Annotated in this window: 17 protein-coding genes; 15 read left to right on the top strand and 2 right to left on the bottom strand. The window is 49.4% G+C overall.

Annotation, left to right across the window (positions count from 1 at the left end):
* Positions 1–278: 278 nt before the first annotated feature.
* Positions 279–965, bottom strand: coding sequence for a GntR family transcriptional regulator (locus QQL65_RS03960; protein WP_284362200.1), 687 nt, complete (start codon positions 963–965; stop codon positions 279–281).
* Between the two features lie 110 nt (positions 966–1075).
* Between QQL65_RS03960 and uxaC the strand changes: the two genes are divergently transcribed.
* From uxaC to QQL65_RS03910, 10 genes are read left to right on the top strand one after another with little or no spacing between them, the layout of a single operon-like run.
* Positions 1076–2482 (top strand): glucuronate isomerase, encoded by a 1407-nt coding sequence (gene uxaC, locus QQL65_RS03955; protein ID WP_284362198.1) that lies wholly within the window; start codon positions 1076–1078, stop codon positions 2480–2482.
* 35 nt (positions 2483–2517) lie between these two features.
* Positions 2518–3498, top strand: a complete 981-nt coding sequence (locus QQL65_RS03950; RefSeq protein WP_284362196.1) for a TRAP transporter substrate-binding protein — start codon at positions 2518–2520, stop codon at positions 3496–3498.
* 55 nt (positions 3499–3553) lie between these two features.
* Positions 3554–4075, top strand: a complete 522-nt coding sequence (locus QQL65_RS03945) for a TRAP transporter small permease (protein WP_284362194.1) — start codon at positions 3554–3556, stop codon at positions 4073–4075.
* A gap of 3 nt (positions 4076–4078) precedes the next feature.
* On the top strand, positions 4079–5359 hold the full coding sequence (locus QQL65_RS03940) for a TRAP transporter large permease (protein ID WP_284362192.1): 1281 nt from the start codon (positions 4079–4081) through the stop codon (positions 5357–5359).
* 8 nt (positions 5360–5367) lie between these two features.
* Complete coding sequence (locus tag QQL65_RS03935; RefSeq protein ID WP_284362191.1) at positions 5368–5679, top strand: cupin domain-containing protein; 312 nt, start codon at positions 5368–5370, stop codon at positions 5677–5679.
* A 17-nt stretch (positions 5680–5696) separates the two neighbouring features.
* Positions 5697–6521: a 5-dehydro-4-deoxy-D-glucuronate isomerase gene (kduI, locus tag QQL65_RS03930; RefSeq protein ID WP_284362190.1), complete on the top strand. Its 825-nt coding sequence runs from the start codon at positions 5697–5699 to the stop codon at positions 6519–6521.
* A complete protein-coding gene (gene kduD, locus QQL65_RS03925; RefSeq protein WP_284362189.1) occupies positions 6518–7264 on the top strand; it encodes a 2-dehydro-3-deoxy-D-gluconate 5-dehydrogenase KduD in 747 nt (248 codons plus the stop codon). The genes kduI and kduD overlap by 4 nt, the downstream gene beginning before the upstream one ends.
* Complete coding sequence (locus QQL65_RS03920; protein WP_284362188.1) at positions 7236–8693, top strand: mannitol dehydrogenase family protein; 1458 nt, start codon at positions 7236–7238, stop codon at positions 8691–8693. Before kduD ends, QQL65_RS03920 begins: the two co-directional genes overlap by 29 nt.
* Positions 8686–9864, top strand: a complete 1179-nt coding sequence (uxuA, locus tag QQL65_RS03915) for a mannonate dehydratase (protein ID WP_284362187.1) — start codon at positions 8686–8688, stop codon at positions 9862–9864. The genes QQL65_RS03920 and uxuA overlap by 8 nt, the downstream gene beginning before the upstream one ends.
* Positions 9861–11387 carry a UxaA family hydrolase gene (locus QQL65_RS03910; RefSeq protein ID WP_284362185.1) on the top strand — a complete coding sequence of 509 codons (1527 nt, stop codon included), beginning with the start codon at positions 9861–9863 and terminating at the stop codon, positions 11385–11387. Before uxuA ends, QQL65_RS03910 begins: the two co-directional genes overlap by 4 nt.
* Here the strand turns inward: QQL65_RS03910 and QQL65_RS03905 are convergent.
* Positions 11380–12258, bottom strand: a complete 879-nt coding sequence (locus tag QQL65_RS03905) for an AraC family transcriptional regulator (RefSeq protein WP_284362184.1) — start codon at positions 12256–12258, stop codon at positions 11380–11382. The genes QQL65_RS03910 and QQL65_RS03905 overlap by 8 nt on opposite strands.
* 136 nt (positions 12259–12394) lie before the next feature.
* Here QQL65_RS03905 and QQL65_RS03900 point away from each other — a divergent pair, with 136 nt between their 5' ends.
* The 5 genes from QQL65_RS03900 to QQL65_RS03880 are packed head-to-tail and all read left to right on the top strand — an operon-like array spanning position 12395 to position 18026.
* Positions 12395–13810 carry a family 4 glycosyl hydrolase gene (locus QQL65_RS03900; RefSeq protein WP_348529125.1) on the top strand — a complete coding sequence of 472 codons (1416 nt, stop codon included), beginning with the start codon at positions 12395–12397 and terminating at the stop codon, positions 13808–13810.
* Entirely contained in the window at positions 13811–14695 is an 885-nt protein-coding gene (locus tag QQL65_RS03895) for a carbohydrate ABC transporter permease (protein ID WP_284362183.1), read from the top strand.
* Between the two features lie 3 nt (positions 14696–14698).
* Positions 14699–15613, top strand: coding sequence for a carbohydrate ABC transporter permease (locus QQL65_RS03890; protein ID WP_284362182.1), 915 nt, complete (start codon positions 14699–14701; stop codon positions 15611–15613).
* The gene (locus QQL65_RS03885) at positions 15613–16746 is read left to right on the top strand and encodes an ABC transporter ATP-binding protein (RefSeq protein ID WP_284362181.1); all 1134 of its coding nucleotides are present in this window, start codon (positions 15613–15615) and stop codon (positions 16744–16746) included. The genes QQL65_RS03890 and QQL65_RS03885 overlap by 1 nt, the downstream gene beginning before the upstream one ends.
* 23 nt (positions 16747–16769) lie before the next feature.
* On the top strand, positions 16770–18026 hold the full coding sequence (locus QQL65_RS03880; RefSeq protein WP_284362180.1) for an ABC transporter substrate-binding protein: 1257 nt from the start codon (positions 16770–16772) through the stop codon (positions 18024–18026).
* Position 18027 lies beyond the last annotated feature (1 nt).

Here is an 18027-nt window from a genome sequence, read left to right as displayed (position 1 = left end):
GACCCCCAGATTAGGAATCTGTTCTTCCTTTGGGTTGTCTGGATATGAACCAAAACTCATGCCGAATGGAAGAGAAGTTTTAGTTGTTTGGTATCGGATTGGTGGACGAAATGGCGAAACAAAAAAGCATTCTTTGGGGAAGAGCGGTTCTGTCGCCGCGGAGTTGCAGCGAATGGTTGCTGGACAGGTTTCTATGGCCTTGATCTAACGAAATGCTCAAAGTCCAAAGACGTTTTTTTTGCTCTGACAACCAAGAACATGGCGGAGAGTTTTTGCCCTTAGGCAAAACACTCTTCGTTGTCCGATCGAATTTTTTCCAGATGCTCGCCAATTCCGCCTAAATGAGCGCGGAGTTTGCGTTCGGCCGTTTCAATGTCGTTTCCTTCAAGGGCGCCAACAATGCAGAGGTGTTCGTCAGCGACGTTGCGCCGATGTTCTTGAGACAGGGTCAAATATCGTACGCGATCGAGGTGAGCTTTTTGTTCTTGAATAAGCGCCCAAACATGGGCCTGCTCTGCGCATTCGCATATTGTGAGGTGGAAACTTTCATCAAGTTGGTGAAAGCGTGCCGGATCTTCTTGTTTATATGCAATCTCTTGAGCTGCGAGGTTTTCTTTTAGAAGAGAAGTGAGCTTTTTTGGCGCTAATTTAAATGCGGTGCGTAGACACTCCACTTCCAATGCTGTTCGCACAAAAACAGCGTTAAATACGGCCTTTTCAGAAATCTTTGTTACCCTTGTTGCCCGTTGCGGGCGCACAAGCAGCAGACCGATTTTTGAAAGGCGATAAAACGCATCGCGAACGGGTTGGCGTGAAACATTCAGTGTCGACGCAATTTCTGCTTCAGACATCTTAGTGCCTGGTGGCAACTCAAGTGAAATCACGGCCTGATAGAGCCGATTGAAGACCTCGTCTGTAGTGGTTGGTTTTTGCGCCGGCGCAAAAGACTCCAATTTCAGCCCCATCAATTTCTCCAAATCTCCGTGTTGAATCGCTTTTAACGCACTTTTTCGTTTGACTCAATTGGCAGACTAACATATTAGCAGATTAGATAGAGCCACATGGACCCACACCTATGCCACTGCTAAATCCGAATAGATTGTTTCCGACCGAGAACCGAACTCGTGATTTGGCACGCGGGCTCTATCAATCTATTGAAAACCTTCCGATCATTAGTCCTCATGGCCACTGCGATCCGCGTTGGTTTGCTGAAAATCAGAGATTCCCAAACCCCGCTGAACTCTTTGTAGTGCCGGACCATTATGCGTTTCGAATGCTCGTTAGCCGCGGCGTCACAATGGAAGATCTCAGCATTCCACGGAACGATGGCGCAGAGGGTATTGTCGACCCTAAAGAGGTTTGGCGAAGCCTTGCCAAAAACTTTCACCTGTTTCGCGGGACTCCGACCTCAATGTGGTTGGAACATTCATTTGAGCAGGTGTTTGGAATTGATGTTGCTTTGTCCGCAGAAACGGCTGATTTCTATTACGAAACTATTGACAAGAAACTCGCAAGTCCGGACTTCCTGCCGCGCGCTTTGTTTGAGCGATTCAATATTGAAGTTCTCTCAACAACTGAATCTGCGCTTGACGATTTGAAATGGCATAAGCAAATTTCTGCAAGTGGATGGGACGGTCGAATTGTTACGACTTATCGGCCCGATGCCGTTGTCGACCCAGAATTCGAAGGCTTTACGCAAAATGTCAGCGCGCTTGGCGACCTGACAGGTGAAGATGTTAGTAGCTGGATAGGCTATCTTCGTGCGCATCGTGTGCGTCGAGAGTTTTTTAAACAACATGGCGCAACCGCGAGCGATCACGGGCATCTAACGGCAAACACTGCCGACCTTTCAAAGGTCGATGCCGAGGAGCTTTATTCGAAAGTTGTTTCTGGGAAAGCGTCAGCAACTGAAGCGGACCTTTTCCGCGGTCAAATGCTTACAGAAATGGCACGGATGAGCCTTGATGATGGGCTAACATTACAAATTCACGCAGGATCACGCCGAAACCACCATGCGGGCGTTCTGAGTGTCTATGGGCGAGATAAGGGTTTCGATATTCCCGGGCGTACCGACTATGTGGAAGCCTTGCAGCCCTTATTGAACACTGTGGGTTTTGAACCTGGTCTCAAAATAATTCTGTTCACGCTTGATGAGACCACTTATAGCCGCGAATTGGCTCCGCTGGCTGGCGCTTATCCTTGTCTTTTACTTGGTCCACCTTGGTGGTTTTTCGACAGCTATGAAGGCATTAAGCGATTTAGAGAAACAACCACTGAAACCTGCGGTTTCTACAACACTGCAGGATTTAATGACGATACACGAGCGTTTTGCTCGATACCCGCTCGCCATGATGTAGCACGGCGCTCGGATTGTGCTTATCTCGCGAATTTGGTGGCTACTGGTCGCCTTCGTGAAGATGAGGCTTATCAGGTAGCCTACGACCTGACCTACAAATTGGCCAAAGACGCCTACAATCTTTGACCAGCTTTTCACAATATTTCTTTTGGGAGGAAAGAATGAAATACATCAAATCAACTGCGCTTGCAGTGCTCGCATCGGCTACTTTTGCGACTGCCGCTACAGCATGTGAAATTACACTACGTTCGTCTGACACGCACCCAGACGGCTACCCAACAGTGGAAGCCGTAAAACATATGGGCAGCTTGCTTGAAGAGCGCTCCGGCGGACGCATTTGCGTCGAAGTTTTCCATTCAGCACAGCTTGGCCAGGAAAAGGACACCATTGAGCAAACTCAGCTTGGTGTTATTGACCTAAACCGTGTGAGTTTGGGGCCGTTCAACAACATTATCGAAGAAACCAAAGTGTTCTCATTGCCATATATCTTCCGTGGCACGGACCATATGCATAATGTTGTCGATGGTGAAGTCGGTGAAGCAATATTGGCCGAGTTTTCCAACCATAACTTGGTTGGCTTGGCTTACTATGATGGCGGTTCACGCAGCTTTTATAACAGTCAAAAACCGATCAACTCAATTGCAGATATTGAGGGCTTGAAGTTCCGCGTTATGCAATCAGATGTGTTCGTCGACATGGTGGATGCCTTGGGCGGGAATGCCACGCCTTTGCCATATGGGGAAGTTTACTCTTCAATTCAGACTGGCGTGATTGATGGAGCGGAAAACAACTGGCCGTCATTTGAATCATCAGGTCACTTTGAAGTTGCTGGATACTATACACTCGATCAACACTTGATCGTTCCTGAAGTGCTTGTGATGAGCAAAGCGTCATGGGAAAAACTTTCAGCCGACGATCAGGCGTTAGTTCGTCAAGCAGCTAAAGACGCTGTTCCAGTTATGCGAGAGCTTTGGGCAGCGCGCGAAAAGGCATCTGAAGAAAAAGTGCGTGCCGCTGGGGTGCAAATTGTCGAGGACATCGATAAGGCGCCATTCATTGCAGCGATGGACCCCGTTTATGAAAAACACGTGAAATCTGACAAGTTGAAAATGCTTGTTGAGCAAATTCGCGCGGTTCAATAGTCAATCCTATGCAGGTCGCCCCTTGGCGACCTGCATCTTTTGTTGAGATAACCTCATGATAGATTTCGTGAAAAGACTGTCGAGCGTGCTCGCCATTGTGTCGCACTTTATCCTTTGGATTGCGGGCGCTGGCTTGGTTGCGATGACGGCGTTTATTGGGTTTCAGGTTTGGGGTCGATTTGTGATGAACGACACTCCAACTTGGACTGAAACCTCGTCTATCCTTTTGATGGGCTGGTTCATATTCTTAGGCGCTGCGGTCGGTATTCGTGAGGGCAATCATCTCAGTTTTGATGTTCTTTTGTATGTGTTGCCCCAACGTGTGGTGAAAATCTGTCACTCAATTTCCGATTTTATAGTGATCGCTTTTGGTGCCGGCATGATTGGCTATGGCGGGCAACTTGCGGCGACAACTTGGGCCACAACAATTCCAAACTTAGGCTTTTCGGGGGCGGTTAGCTTTTTCTCTCTGATCTTTGGTGGAGTTTTGATGATCCTGTTTTCAATCGAGAGGTTGCTCCGTCGAGCGGTTGGTTTGCATACAGCGCGGTTCGGCGACGAAGCCGAGGAAGAGTAAATAATGGAACTCCTAGTCCTTTTCGGCACATTTGCTGTCCTCTTGCTAATCGGCGCGCCCGTTGCGCTATGCCTTGGCATGGCAAGTTTTGCAACAATTGCCTTTATTGGTTTACCGCCGGTGGTTGTTTTTCAACGACTTAACTCTGGCATTTCCGTGTTTGCCCTATTGGCAATTCCATTCTTTATCTATGCAGGCGAATTGATGGTGCGTGGCGATATTGCGCGACGTCTTGTAGCGCTCGCTGGGGCCGCAGTTGGTCATCTTCGCGGTGGCCTTGGGCAGGTCAATATCACCGCATCTGTGCTCTTTGGCGGCATTTCCGGTTCTGCCGCTGCGGACGCGTCGGCAATTGGTGGGTTGATGATCCCGCAAATGGAGAAGCGGGGATATGGCCGCGACTACGCTGTCAATATCACCGTGACTTCGTCGATAATTGCACTGATGCTGCCACCTTCGCATAACCTTATCATTTATTCGATCTCAGCTGGCGGTCGCATTTCAATCGCCGACTTATTCACCGCAGGGATTGTTCCGGGACTTTTGTTGGCACTTGCATTGATGGTCGTTGCCTGGTTCGTCGCTAAAAAACGTGGCTACACGACAGAGCCCTTCCCAGGCGCTCGCGCAGTTGTTGGACTTTTGTTTAGCGCTTTGCCGGGGCTGATTCTGGTTGCAATCATATTTGGCGGCGTACGTTCGGGTGTTTTTACGGCATCAGAAAGCTCATGTATCGCAGTCATCTATGCGATTGCAGTGACAATTTTCGTCTATCGTTCGCTGCCGTGGAGTGAGTTTGTCGCCGCGACAAAGTCGGCTGTTCGTACCTCATCAATGGTCCTTTTGGTTATTGGGTCGGCGGCGGCATTTGGTTGGTTGTTGGCCTATTTGAAAGTGCCAGCTGAGCTTGTTCAATGGATGAAGGGCATCTCGCAAAATCCGCTGGTCATTTTACTGCTTCTCAATGTGCTGTTGCTTCTGCTTGGTACCTTTATGGACATGTCACCATTGATTGTCATCACCACGCCGATCTTCCTGCCCGTCGCTATGGCATATGGCATCGACCCTGTGCAGTTTGGCATCATCTTGATCCTGAATTTGGGCATTGGGCTATGCACGCCACCCGTAGGGGCGGTGCTGTTTGTCGGTTGTGCTGTCGGCAAGGTGAAGATTTCCGAGGTAATCAAGACCATTTGGCCTTTCTATCTCGCCGCGATCGCCGTGCTGTTGCTCGTCACCTATGTACCCGCACTTTCCCTATGGCTCCCTTCAGTTTTCAAGTGAGAACTCTAATGCAGAACAAATATCCAATTGTAGAAGCTAGTGATGGCGTAACGCGCCAGGTTCTCAGCGAAAACAAAGAACTGATGGTCGTTTCATTTTGCTTTGAAAAAGGCGGCGAAGGTGCGCTGCACAATCATCGACATACGCAATCGACTTTTGTTCGAAGTGGTCGGTTCAAATTCACTGTCGGATCAAATGAGTTCGAGGTTTCCGGAGGCGACAGCTTTGTCATTCCTTCGGGCGAAACGCATGGCTGTGTGTGTTTGGAAGAAGGTGAACTTATCGACGGTTTTACGCCACGTCGCGACGATTTTCTATAAGATAGAAGGGGCAAAAAATGCCAAATGCAGAAACAAGATATGCCGTCGACCCAGCAACGGCAAAGGGATTTGACACAGAAACCCTTCGTGCACATTTCCATGTCGGTGGGCTGTTCGCCGTGGGGGAGTTGAAGCTGGTTTACTCGCACTATGATCGACTGATTGTTGGGTCTGCAGTGCCTTCTTCGCAGGACTTGGTTTTAGACAACGTCCCGGAAACGGGCACAGAGTCTATTTTGGATCGCCGTGAAATGGGCATATTGAACATCGGAGAAGAAGGGGCGGTGACGGTTGGCGGCCAAACCTACCATGTTGGAAATGGTGAGGTGCTATATATTGGCAAGGGCGCGGGAAAGATTACTTTTTCAGCACCTGGCCGATATTATGTTTTGAGCGCGCCAGCCCATCAAACTTATCCGACAAAGCTCATCAAAATAGAAGATGCAAAACGGGTAGAACTTGGCTCACAAGAAGCAGCAAATGAACGCGTAATCATTCAGCTTCTTCATCCTGATGTGTGTGAAAGCTGTCAATTGTTGATGGGCTATACCCAATTTGCACCAGGTTCTGTTTGGAACACGATGCCTGCGCATGTGCATGATCGCCGCATGGAGGCATATCTTTACTTTGATATGTCCCAAGATCAGCGTGTTTTTCACTTCATGGGCAAACCTGACGAAACAAGACATATCGTTGTAGCAAACGAAGAGGCGGTAATCTCGCCACCTTGGTCAATCCACAGTGGGGCAGGTACTGGATCCTATACCTTCTGCTGGGCAATGGCTGGCGACAATGTTGATTTCACAGATATGGACATGGTGCCAATGGAGGCATTGCGATGAATGAAGCGTTTGACCTAACCGGCAAACGCGCCCTCGTGACGGGTGCAAATACTGGTATTGGACAAGCAATCGCAATCGGCCTCGCAGACGCAGGCGCAAATGTCGTTGCAGCGGGCAGGTCATCTTGCGATGAGACCGTTCAATTGATTGCTGCACGTGGAAAATCAGCGGAAACTGCGAGCTTGGACCTTTCTGACGGCAGTTTTGGCGTTGATGCGCTGGAAAAGTTGGGTGAGCTCGACATATTGGTGAACAATGCGGGCATCATTCGTCGGGCCGATTCAGTTGAATATAGTGAGCAGGACTGGGACGACGTCATAGACGTCAATCAAAAGGCAGTTTTCCTTTTGTCTCAGGCTTTCGCAAAATCTGTTTTTGAGCGGGATGGCACAGGGCGTATCGTCAATATTGCCTCGCTTTTGAGCTTTCAAGGCGGCATTCGCGTGCCTGCTTACACAGCCTCAAAACACGCTGTTGCGGGGCTGACTAAGATTTTGGCCAATGAGTGGGCGGCAAAAGGCATCAATGTAAATGCCGTTGCGCCAGGCTATATCGAGACAAACAACACCGCAGCCTTGCGGGCCGATGCTAAGCGGAATGGTGAAATCCTTTCGCGTATTCCGGCTCAGCGCTGGGGCGACCCGGCTGATATCGCTGGCGCTGTTACGTTTTTGTGCATGCCTGCTTCTGCGTATATCCACGGGGCGATCCTTAATGTCGATGGAGGATGGCTTGCACGGTAAAAACAGATTAAGCCGATCTGAAAGCCCTGCCAAAATTGGCATTGTTCATTTCGGACCAGGCGCATTTTTTCGAGCGTTTAGTGCAATTTATACCGATGATGTTCTGCAAGAACATGGCGGTGATTGGGGGATTGCGGCTGTCAGTTTGAAAAGCCCGACAACGCGTGATCAGCTTGCAGAACAAGATAATTTATATACAGCTGTTGAGCTGGCTGAAAGTGGCAAAAAAGAGCGTGTTGTCAGGTCGATCTCAAGCGTATTCGTTGCGCCAGAAGATCCTGGGGCAATTGTTGATCTGTTGAGCGTTGACAATGTGAAATTGGTGACGCTGACGATCACGGAGAAAGGCTATTGTCACAGTCCGGCAACGGGAGATTTGAATGGGGATCATGAAGACATCATTCATGATTTAAAAAACCTATCAGAACCCAAATCGGCTATTGGCTTCTTGGTTGCCGGACTTGCTCGGCGCTGGCGCGCTGGTCAAGCGCCATTCACAATTGTTTCTTGCGACAATCTACCTTCGAACGGGCAAGTGTTGCGTAAATTGGTTCTGCAATTTGCGAAACTGGTCGACAAAGAATTGGCCAAATGGATTGATCGAAACGCCAAGTTCCCGTCGACGATGGTTGATCGGATTACACCCGCCACCACTGCGCAGGATGTTGAGGAACTTGAAAACAGCACCGGATTTTATGATCCGGCATGTGTTGTGCATGAGCCATTTCGCCAATGGGTGATCGAGGACGATTTTGTCGCTGAGCGCCCCGCGTGGGAAATGGCCGGCGCACAGTTTGTCACCTCAGTCGATGCACATGAATTGATGAAGTTGCGCTGTTTGAATGGTACTCATTCTAGCCTTGCCTATCTTGGCTATTTAGCTGGGTATGTGACAATTGCCGAAGTTTCAAACAACTCTTCATTTGCTGCATTTTGCCTAGGCCTTTGGCGTGACGAAATTCTACCAACATTGCCGCAACCGGAAGGCGAAGATTTAAACGCCTATTGCAAGGGCTTGTTGGCGCGGTATCAGAATGCTGCAATTCGTCATAAGACATGGCAAATCGCAATGGATGGCAGTCAAAAATTGCCGCAGCGAATTCTTGGTACAATCTCTGATAATTTGGCAAATGGCATTGTTCCTAAAGGCCTTTGTCTCGCCGTAGCTGCATGGATCAGATATGTGGGCGGTATTGATGAGCAGGGCAAGGAGATCGATGTGCGCGATCCTTTAGCTTTCACGTTAAAACAACTTCTTGACGCTGCCGGATCGGCGCAAGAAAAAGTTCAATCTATCCTGGAAGTCAGTGAAATTTTCGACTCGCGACTCGCAAATAACCCTGTCTTTTTGCGTGAGCTGGTTGATGCTTATCAACGTATTGAAGCACTGGGCGTTGAGGCAACTATTGAGGCACATATCAATGCGTGAGACATGGCGATGGTTTGGACCACTGGACAAAATTTCACTTAATCAGGTGCGTCAAACAGGTGCTTCTGGCATCGTCACGGCCTTGCATGAGGTGCCTTATGGCGATGTGTGGCAAACAAAAGACATTGAAACCCGCAAAAGTGAAATTGAGTGCGCGGGGTTGACTTGGGATGTGGTTGAAAGCGTTCCAGTGCACGAAAGCATCAAACGTGGTGATGGCAATCTTGATGCTTTGTTCAGCAACTATCGACAGACGCTGAAGAACCTGGCTGAGGTTGGCATCACAACAATATGCTACAATTTTATGCCTGTGCTGGACTGGACTCGAACAACCCTAAACGCGCCGGTGGCAAATGGCGGCGCAGCGTTGCGGTTTGAGATGGCGGAATATGCCGCATTTGACATTTTTATGCTCGGGCGTGAAAGCGACGAACACACTGCAGAAATAATTGCTGCGGCGACAAAATGGTGGGAGAGCTCGACCGAGGCGCAACAGGAAAAGCTGACAATTTCAATTATGTCCGGACTGCCTGGTGAGTATAAGCGATATGACGCGTCCGGGCTTGCTGATGAGCTTAAAAAATGGTCCGATTTTACAGCGGATGATTTGCGCGCCTCGCTTTCGCGTTTTGTTGCTGAAATTATGCCAACAGCGGCTGAATTGGGCGTGAAAATGTGTGTCCATCCTGATGATCCGCCGCGCCATCTGTTCGGTCTGCCGCGGATTTTTTCAAGCCAGGAAGACTTCGACTACCTTGTTGGACTTGATCCGCATTTGTCGAACGGCATTACATTGTGCACCGGATCGCTCGGCGCGAACCCAAAGAACGATGTTCCCGCGTTTGCCGCAAGATTTGCAGATCGAATTCACTTTGCGCATCTGCGAAATGTTGCGGGTGAGTCAGATGGTTCGTTTCAAGAATCTGAGCATCTTGATGGCGATGTGGATTTGGTCGCCGTGGTGCGCCATTTGTTGGATGAGGAAGCGCGCCGTTGCGAAACAAGTCGTGATGATTTGATCATCCCGTTCCGACCGGATCACGGCCATGAGTTGCTTGATGATAGTGAGCTTGATGCTCATCCCGGATATCCCTTGATCGGGCGCCTTCGAGGATTAGCCGAAATTCGTGGAACGATTGCTGGATTGGGCTACGCTGGCGCACGCGCATGACCAATCTCATAAGGTTACATTCAAGTGATAATGTCTTGATTGCCACCGCAAGCTTTGCTCAAGGCGCAGATCCGCTTGCGATTGGTCGGTCGTTGGGTGTGGCAATTGGCGCTGGCCATAAGATTGCTTCAACTGATATCGCAAAAGGATCCGAGGTCATCAAGTTTGGGGCTTCAATTGGCTTCGCCAGCCAGCATATTGAAGCGGGTAGCCATGTGCATTCACATAATTGCGTGTTTGCTCTTCACTCAAACAATATGCCAATTGGATCAGCGCTAAACGAAGCATCGACGGCAATTCCTGAGATGAAACCGCGGCAATTTCAAGGCTTTGAACGGGCGGATGGCAGCGTTGGAACGCGGAACATGATCGCCCTTATCGCAACGGTCAACTGCTCGGCCACGGTAATTCGTCGTGCTGTATCGATTGTTGAAGCTTCGGGCCTGTTGGACCAATATCCAAATGTAGATGGTATTATGGCGTGCACGCATATGAGCGGTTGTGGCATGTCCACCAAAGGGGCGGGTTGGGATAATCTTCAACGGGTTTTGTGGGGCTACGCAACCCATCCTAATGTTGGCGCAGCGGTGTTTGTTGGCCTTGGTTGTGAAGTTATGCAGATCGCCCGGTTGCGCCAGATTTATGGTGGCGCTGAAACCGAGGAACGTTTTTTTGGACTGACTATTCAGGACATTGGCGGAACGGCCAAAACAATTGAGCGGTTGGTCGCGTACATCAAGGAGATATTGCCGCAAGTCAACAAACATGAACGATCAAGCTGTGACGTTTCGAAACTGAAAGTTGCGCTGCAATGTGGCGGCTCAGATGGCTATTCGGGTATAACAGCAAACCCTGCGCTGGGGCGCGCAAGCGATATGCTTGTTGGGTTCGGGGGCACGGTTGTGCTGTCGGAAACGCCAGAGATTTATGGCGCGGAACAACTGCTTCTGGCGCGAGCCAGCAGCAAGGCGGTTGGCGAGCGTTTGCTGGAAAAGCTTGCGTGGTGGCGGGGCTATGCAGAACAGAATAATGCGAGTTTGGACAACAACCCTTCCCCGGGCAACAAAGCGGGCGGGTTGACCACGATCCTTGAGAAATCGTTGGGTGCTGTGGCAAAGTCTGGGGCGACACCTCTGATGGCAGTTTTGGACTATGCTGAAAAGATTGATGGCCCGGGTTTGGTTTTCATGGATACGCCAGGGTTTGATCCTGTTTCAGCAACTGGTCAAATCGCAGGTGGCGCGCAACTGGTCGTATTCACCACAGGCCGGGGGTCCGCCTTTGGCTCTAAGCCTGCCCCCACGATTAAGCTTGCGACCAATGATCGTCTATGGCGACATATGCAAGACGATATGGACCTCAATTGTGGCGACATTGTTTCTCAGGGTGTAACCATTGAGGATAAAGGCGAAGAGCTTCTTGAACTGATAATCGAGGTGGCGAGCGGAGCGCGCACAAAAAGTGAGAGTTTGGGTTTTGGCGACTATGAATTTGTTCCTTGGCAGGTTGGTGCCGTCATGTGAATGTCCGCCTTCTTGGTGGTCTGCTTTGGCTGGGACGTTCAATAAAGGTGGACGGGCTCGCACCCAAATATCTTTTAAACAATCGGCTGAAGAAATATGGGTCTGTATATCCAAGCTCTGCAGCAACAGACTTCACAGTCATACCGGTGGCTAAACGATTTGCTGCAAACTCCATTCGCTTCAATTCTCTGAATTTTTGTGGGGTGTAACCAATTCTTTCTTTGAAGGCGCGTCGGAAATAGTCTGCGTTATAAGGCACATCGTCTAGCGCCTCTTGCGAACCGCTGCCCAAAGGATCCGCGGACAGCCGAGATGCAATCAACATGATTTGCATTGAAAGGTGATCCTGGCTTTCTGGTTGATTTTCTTCTGTCTTCCAGCCTTCAAATGCTGCATCAAAATATGCGAGCAAAAAGACCATAAATTGATGGTGTTGTGACAGCGTTGTGTGAACAGCAGGTGCTTGCTCGCGATATAGCTGAACCATTGGTTCCAAAGCGTCCCAATTTTTGAGCCAGACGGGGTCTTTTAGCTTCATTTGGCGGATGAGATCGCCGCGCTCGAAGAGATCGAGGGTGAAGTGCTGGGCGACGCCTGTCATGATTTCACCATCGCCTGCATACCGGCCCCTAAACCTCTTATAAGCAGGGATGAGCATAGCTTGTCCCGGTTCAAAGCTAACGGTTCCCGGACGCCCCTCAATTTCATATTCGCCACGTCCGGTCAGGCATATGACGAGGTCATGGGTCGGGTTTAGTTTTTCAACGCGCCATTTCGGGTCGTGGTTCATTTTGATCGTTGAGCGCACAAGCCAGAGTGAAAGTGACTTCATCGGGATTAGCCCGAGTGATTCATGTTCGATTTCATCCATCTTTTTGTCCATTTTTCACCATTTTGAAAATGCTTGCGCGGCACTAAAACTGACATATCAGAGGAATAACAGCAAGAAATCTGTGATTTTCTCTACATATGGGAGGGAGTGTGCCGTTAAGCCAATTGTATGGTTAATGGTTCATAATCAAGAAATGCGCCGTAACGATCAACATATACCCGTCAAAATCGCATATATAGGTGGAGGCTCAACAAATTGGGCCATTAAGCTTATGGCGGATTTAGCTGTCGATGATCGATTGGCGGCAGAGGTGCGGTTGTTTGACATCGATAAGTCAGCCGCTGATAGGAACGCGGCAATTGGCAATCGATTTGCTGATTGTTCAAACGGCGCGGCGGCGCGCTATAAATCTTATTCTTCGCTCGAGGAAGCGCTTAACGGTGCAGAAATTGTCGTTATCTCCATTTTGCCAGGTTCGCTTGATGATATGGCTGCGGATATCGAGATACCGGCACGCTATGGGGTTTCTCAATCCGTAGGTGATACTGTAGGCCCTGGCGGATTTATGCGCGCAATGCGTGCTATACCGATGATTGCGGACATAGGTTTAGCGATAAAGAGATGTTCTCCCGACGCCTATGTCTGCAATCTCACGAACCCAATGAGTGTCCTCACCGGCGCGCTTCATAAGGTGTTTCCAGGCATTCGCGCCTGGGGTGAGTGCCACGAGGTTACCAAGATACGAAAACTTGTGGCGGCACTTGCCAACAAGAATGCTGATAGTGCCTCTTTCACGCATCGCGACGTTGAGGTCAACGTCCTCGGAATCAATCATTTCACCTTTGTTGATAAGATTAGCGTGCGGGGCAAGGACATGTTGCCGCAATATCGCGAGTTTTCAAATGAGAACAGGCAAAGCGGATGGACGGATCCATCTGAGATAAGCTCCGATGCTGAGCATGATCGCTTCTTTGGTAGTCGTAACCTAGTTTCTTTTGATTTGTTGCAAAGGTTTGGCATGCCGGCCGCTGCTGGCGATCGCCATTTGGCCGAGTTCCTGCCCGGGCGGTATTATCTTGAAGATCCAGAAAGTTGGGGCTTTGCGCTAACGCCAATTGAATATCGCAAAAAGGATCGGGCAATTAAGATTGCCCGTCTTGAGCAAGCCGCACGCGGCGAGGCACCACTATTCGGCAAAAAATCGGATGAGGCTTTGACCGATCAAATCGTTGCGCTGATGAGCGGACAGCCCTTCATCAGCAACGTGAACTTGCCAAACGTTGGTCAGATTGCAGGTTTGGCTGATGGGACAATTGTTGAAACCAATGCGGTCTTTTCGGGGCGCGGTATTCAGCCAATATTCTCTGGTTCGTTGCCGCCAGCTTTGCTCGAAATCATAAAGGATCACGCCCAGCGACAGACAAATTTGCTGGATGCCGTTCTAACCAGCGATGTTGCACCGCTGGTTGAGCTTTTTGCGTCTGACCCGCTCGTTAGGCACCTGCCAAAGGCGCAAGCACGAGCACTGTACACGCAAATGGTTGCTGCGACTTCACACCTGTTGCCAAAAGAAATCGCGAGGGCTGCTTAGATGGGTGGTGATAGCAAGTTTTTGGGCCTCTGGTATGTTGCGCCTTATATTATTGGACTTTTGCTTTTCACAGCATTTCCATTTGCAGCCTCATTCCTACTTAGCTTCACTGACTATAACTTGTTGTCCGCACCTGAATGGGTGGGGCTTGAGAATTATGAGAAGCTGTTTACGCGCGACAGGACTTTCAAAAAATCGCTCACTGTTACGTTGACATATGTTTTCACCACTGTGCCGCTGAAGCTGATTTTTGCGCTGTTTATTGCCGTGGTGCTCAATTATCGATTGAAGGGCATCAACTTCTTCCGCACGGCTTATTATGTGCCATCAATTTTGGGTGGATCGATCGCTATTGCAGTTTTGTGGCGTTACATTTTTGCCGATACGGGCTTGATGAATATGATCATCGCGTTGTTTGGCGGCGAACCGGTCAATTGGTTTGGCGAGCCCGCTAATGCGCTGTTTACCATCACGCTTTTGCGGATCTGGCAATTTGGCTCTGCAATGGTGATTTTCCTCGCAGCGCTCCAGTCCGTTGATAAGTCACTTTACGAGGCGGCGGCTATTGATGGTGCAGGCCCTTGGCACACGTTCAAAAGCATCACATTGCCCCTTATCACGCCGGTAATTTTCTTCAATCTGATCATGCAAACCGTGCAGGCATTCCAAGAGTTTAATGGCCCCTACATTATCACTGAAGGCGGCCCGCTTAAGTCGACCTATTTGTTGTCTCTTTATATCTACGACGAAGCCTTCAAAAGTTTCGACATGGGCAACGCATCGGCCATAGCTTGGGTGTTATTTGTCATCATTATGTCGCTAACGCTCGTGGCGTTCTGGTCATCCAAAAAGTGGGTGTACTACGCCGGCGACAAGAGGAGTTAAGCCATGAGCATTTCCTCACAAAACACTCAAGACCTAACCGCAAACACTACAGAAGCGTCGTTGACTGAGCGTCGTCGACGTCGACGTGAGCGCATCAGCGTATCTTTGCGATACTGCTTGTTGATCATTTTTGGCTTGATCATGATCTATCCGCTCGTATGGCTAATTGGTGCTTCGTTCAAAAGCAACAACGAGATCTTCTCCAGTCCGTGGTTTTGGCCAAAAGAGCCAACAACGCAAGGGTATGTGGATGGTTGGAAAACCTCAACGCCATATACATTTGGGCACTTTTTCCTCAATTCAATGAAAATCGCGATTCCCAAGGTTATAGGCACAGCTATATCTTCGACATTGGTTGCCTATGGGTTTGCAAGGTTTGAATTCCCCGGCAAGAAGGTCCTTTTTGCCATTCTCATCGCCACGCTTTTGCTGCCTGATGTTGTAACGCGAATTCCACAATATTTGTTGTTCCGCGAACTGGGTTGGCTTGACACTTATCTGCCGCTTTTTGTTCCGCAATGGTTCGCGTGGGAAGCCTTCTTTGTGTTCATGTTGGTGCAGTTCTTGCGGGCCATTCCGCGAGAAATGGAAGAGGCTTCACGCGTTGACGGTGCGAATAGTCTGCAGACGTTGATCTTTATCGTGGTGCCGATATTAGCGCCTGCATTGGTGTCGGTTTGTCTGTTCCAATTCATGTGGACGATGAATGATTTTCTTGGGCCATTAATCTATATATCCACGGTCGAAAATTACCCGGTTAGTTTGGCCCTAAAGCTTAGCATCGATGCGACTGAAGCGTTCAATTGGAACCAAATCTTGGCCATGACTGTGTTGGCGCTAACACCTTCGTTGGTTGTGTTCTTCATGGCGCAGAAATCATTCATCGAAGGTATCTCTACTGGAGGCGTAAAAGGCTAATGGCACACCTTTCCTTAAAGTCGGTCGAAAAGGTCTACGGCAATAGCTTCAAAGCTGTTCACGGCATTGATTTGGAGGTCGCAGAAGGCGAGTTCATGGTTCTTGTTGGACCGTCTGGCTGCGCCAAATCGACGACCTTGCGGATGATTGCCGGGCTGGAGACCATTTCGGGTGGTGAGATTTGGATTGGAGACAGGTTGGTCAACGATCTGGTGCCTGGCAAGCGCGGGATCGCTATGGTTTTTCAAAACTATGCGTTGTACCCGCATATGAAAGTCCACAACAATCTGTCATTCGGGTTGAAGCTCAAGCGGGAACCAAAAGAAAAGATTAGAAACGCAACCGCAGAAGTCTCTGGCATTTTGGAGATTGGAGAACTTCTTGATCGGTTGCCAAAGCAATTATCTGGTGGTCAAGCGCAACGGGTTGCACTCGGTCGTGCCCTCATCAAGCAACCAGAAGTTTTTCTGTTTGACGAACCATTGTCGAATTTGGATGCCAAACTCCGCGCGTCGATGCGGGTGCGCATCACCGATTTGCACAAAAGACTAAGAGATGAGGGGCGTCCTGCCACCGTTGTTTATGTCACACATGACCAGGTGGAAGCCATGACAATGGGCGACCGGATTTGCGTGATGAAAGATGGACGCATCATGCAGGTCGCTGATCCTGCAACGCTTTATGAGCGACCTGCAAACGCATTCGTTGCTGGCTTTATTGGTATGCCAGAGATGAATTTGGTGCCTGTCGATTTGTCGTGGAGCGAAAGCGGCAAACCGTTGCTTGAGCTATCCGGCAAGGGGGTCGCGATAGATGAAGGGCTGGCACGGCGGATTAAGAAAAAAAGCGGAAAAGTACAGCTTGGCGTTCGACCTCAACATATCGAAGTAACAACGCCGAACGCTGATAATTGTTTTGTCGCGACCATCACAAATCTTGAATTCATGGGGCACGAAATCAATCTTCACGCAAGATCTGGAGATGCAGATTTCGTCGCTGTGATTTCGTCGGAGCGCTTTGACAAGTCGCTTCAACGAGGAAGCAAAGTCGGGCTTAAACCCGTCGGTTCCAAAGTTCATCTATTTGACGTTGATACTGGCGAAAATATCTCGCTGGCCAGCGTTGATGACTAATCCAACAGGGAGGAAAGTTGAAAATGAAACGACATATTTTAGGCACAGTGTTGGCTACAACGGCGCTTGTGAGCGTTGGCCAGGCCGCAGAATTGCGCATGAGCTGGTGGGGAGGAGATAGCCGCCACGTTGCAACTCAAGAGGCGCTGAAAGTTTGTGGCGTAAAGCACGGTCACACTATCAATCCAGAATATACTGGTTGGTCGGGCCACTACGAAAAGCTCACCACACAGATTGCTGGCGGCACAGAAGCTGACATTATGCAAGTGAACTGGCCATGGCTGTCGATCTATTCTGCTGACGGTAATGGTCTTGCCAATTTGGCGGAGCTTGCCGACATTATTGATCTGTCCAATTGGGATGGCGATCAGCTTCAGGCCGGCACAATGAACGGCAAGCTAAACGGTTTGCCCATTTCTACAACAGGTCGTTTGTTTGCATTCAACAAAACCACTTGGGAAAAAGCCGGTCTGGATTTGCCAAAAACTTGGGATGACTTGCTTGCTGCTGGTCCAGTCTTCAAGGAAAAGCTTGGCGACGACTATTTCCCGTTTGAAGCTTCACGCCTAGATGCCGCGCTAATCGTAACACTATACGGTACGCAAGCGACGGGCAAAGCCTTGATCAATCCAGAAACCAGCAAGTTTGACTGGTCAAAAGAAGATCTTGTTCGCGCTATCGAATTCTATCAAACATTGGTGGACAATCACGTTTTGATGCCTTGGAAAGATGTCGCAGCTGCAGGCAATATTGCTCTACATGAAAATCCAAATTGGGCGAGCGGCAAAATTGGCGGTACGTATCAGTGGGATTCAACGTATTTCAAGATTTCCGACCCAATGGAAGACGGTCAAGAATTGACCTATGTGGATCTTTTGAGCCAAGAAGGTCAAAAGACGCCAGGTATCTACCGCAAGGCGTCGATGGTGTTCTCTATTTCCAAGAACTCACCCAACAAAGAAGCAGCGGCGCAAATCGTCAATTGCTTGTTGAACGAAGAAGAGGGTGTTGCAGCCCTTGGCGCGACCCGTGGGTTGCCCGGGTCTACCGCAGCACGTAGCCAATTGCTAAGTGCTGGCGCGGTTGAACAGGTGCAAATCGCTGCTCAAGCCCGCGTAATAAATGCTGAGGGACCAGCCATTCACCCAATGATGGAGTTCCCAGATGTGCGTTCTGCGCTTCAAGACAATCTTGAGCTCTTTGCATATGGTGAAGTGGACGCTGCAACTGCAGCTGATGAGATGATCTACGCGATCGAAGAAGCTTTGGAAGATCTATAAC

The sequence above is a fragment of the Maritalea porphyrae genome, assembly GCF_030159895.1.
GTDB classification, from domain to species: domain Bacteria; phylum Pseudomonadota; class Alphaproteobacteria; order Rhizobiales; family Devosiaceae; genus Maritalea; species Maritalea porphyrae.
Note: the sequence above shows the minus strand (reverse complement) of the source record. Positions and strands in the feature narration are given on the sequence as shown.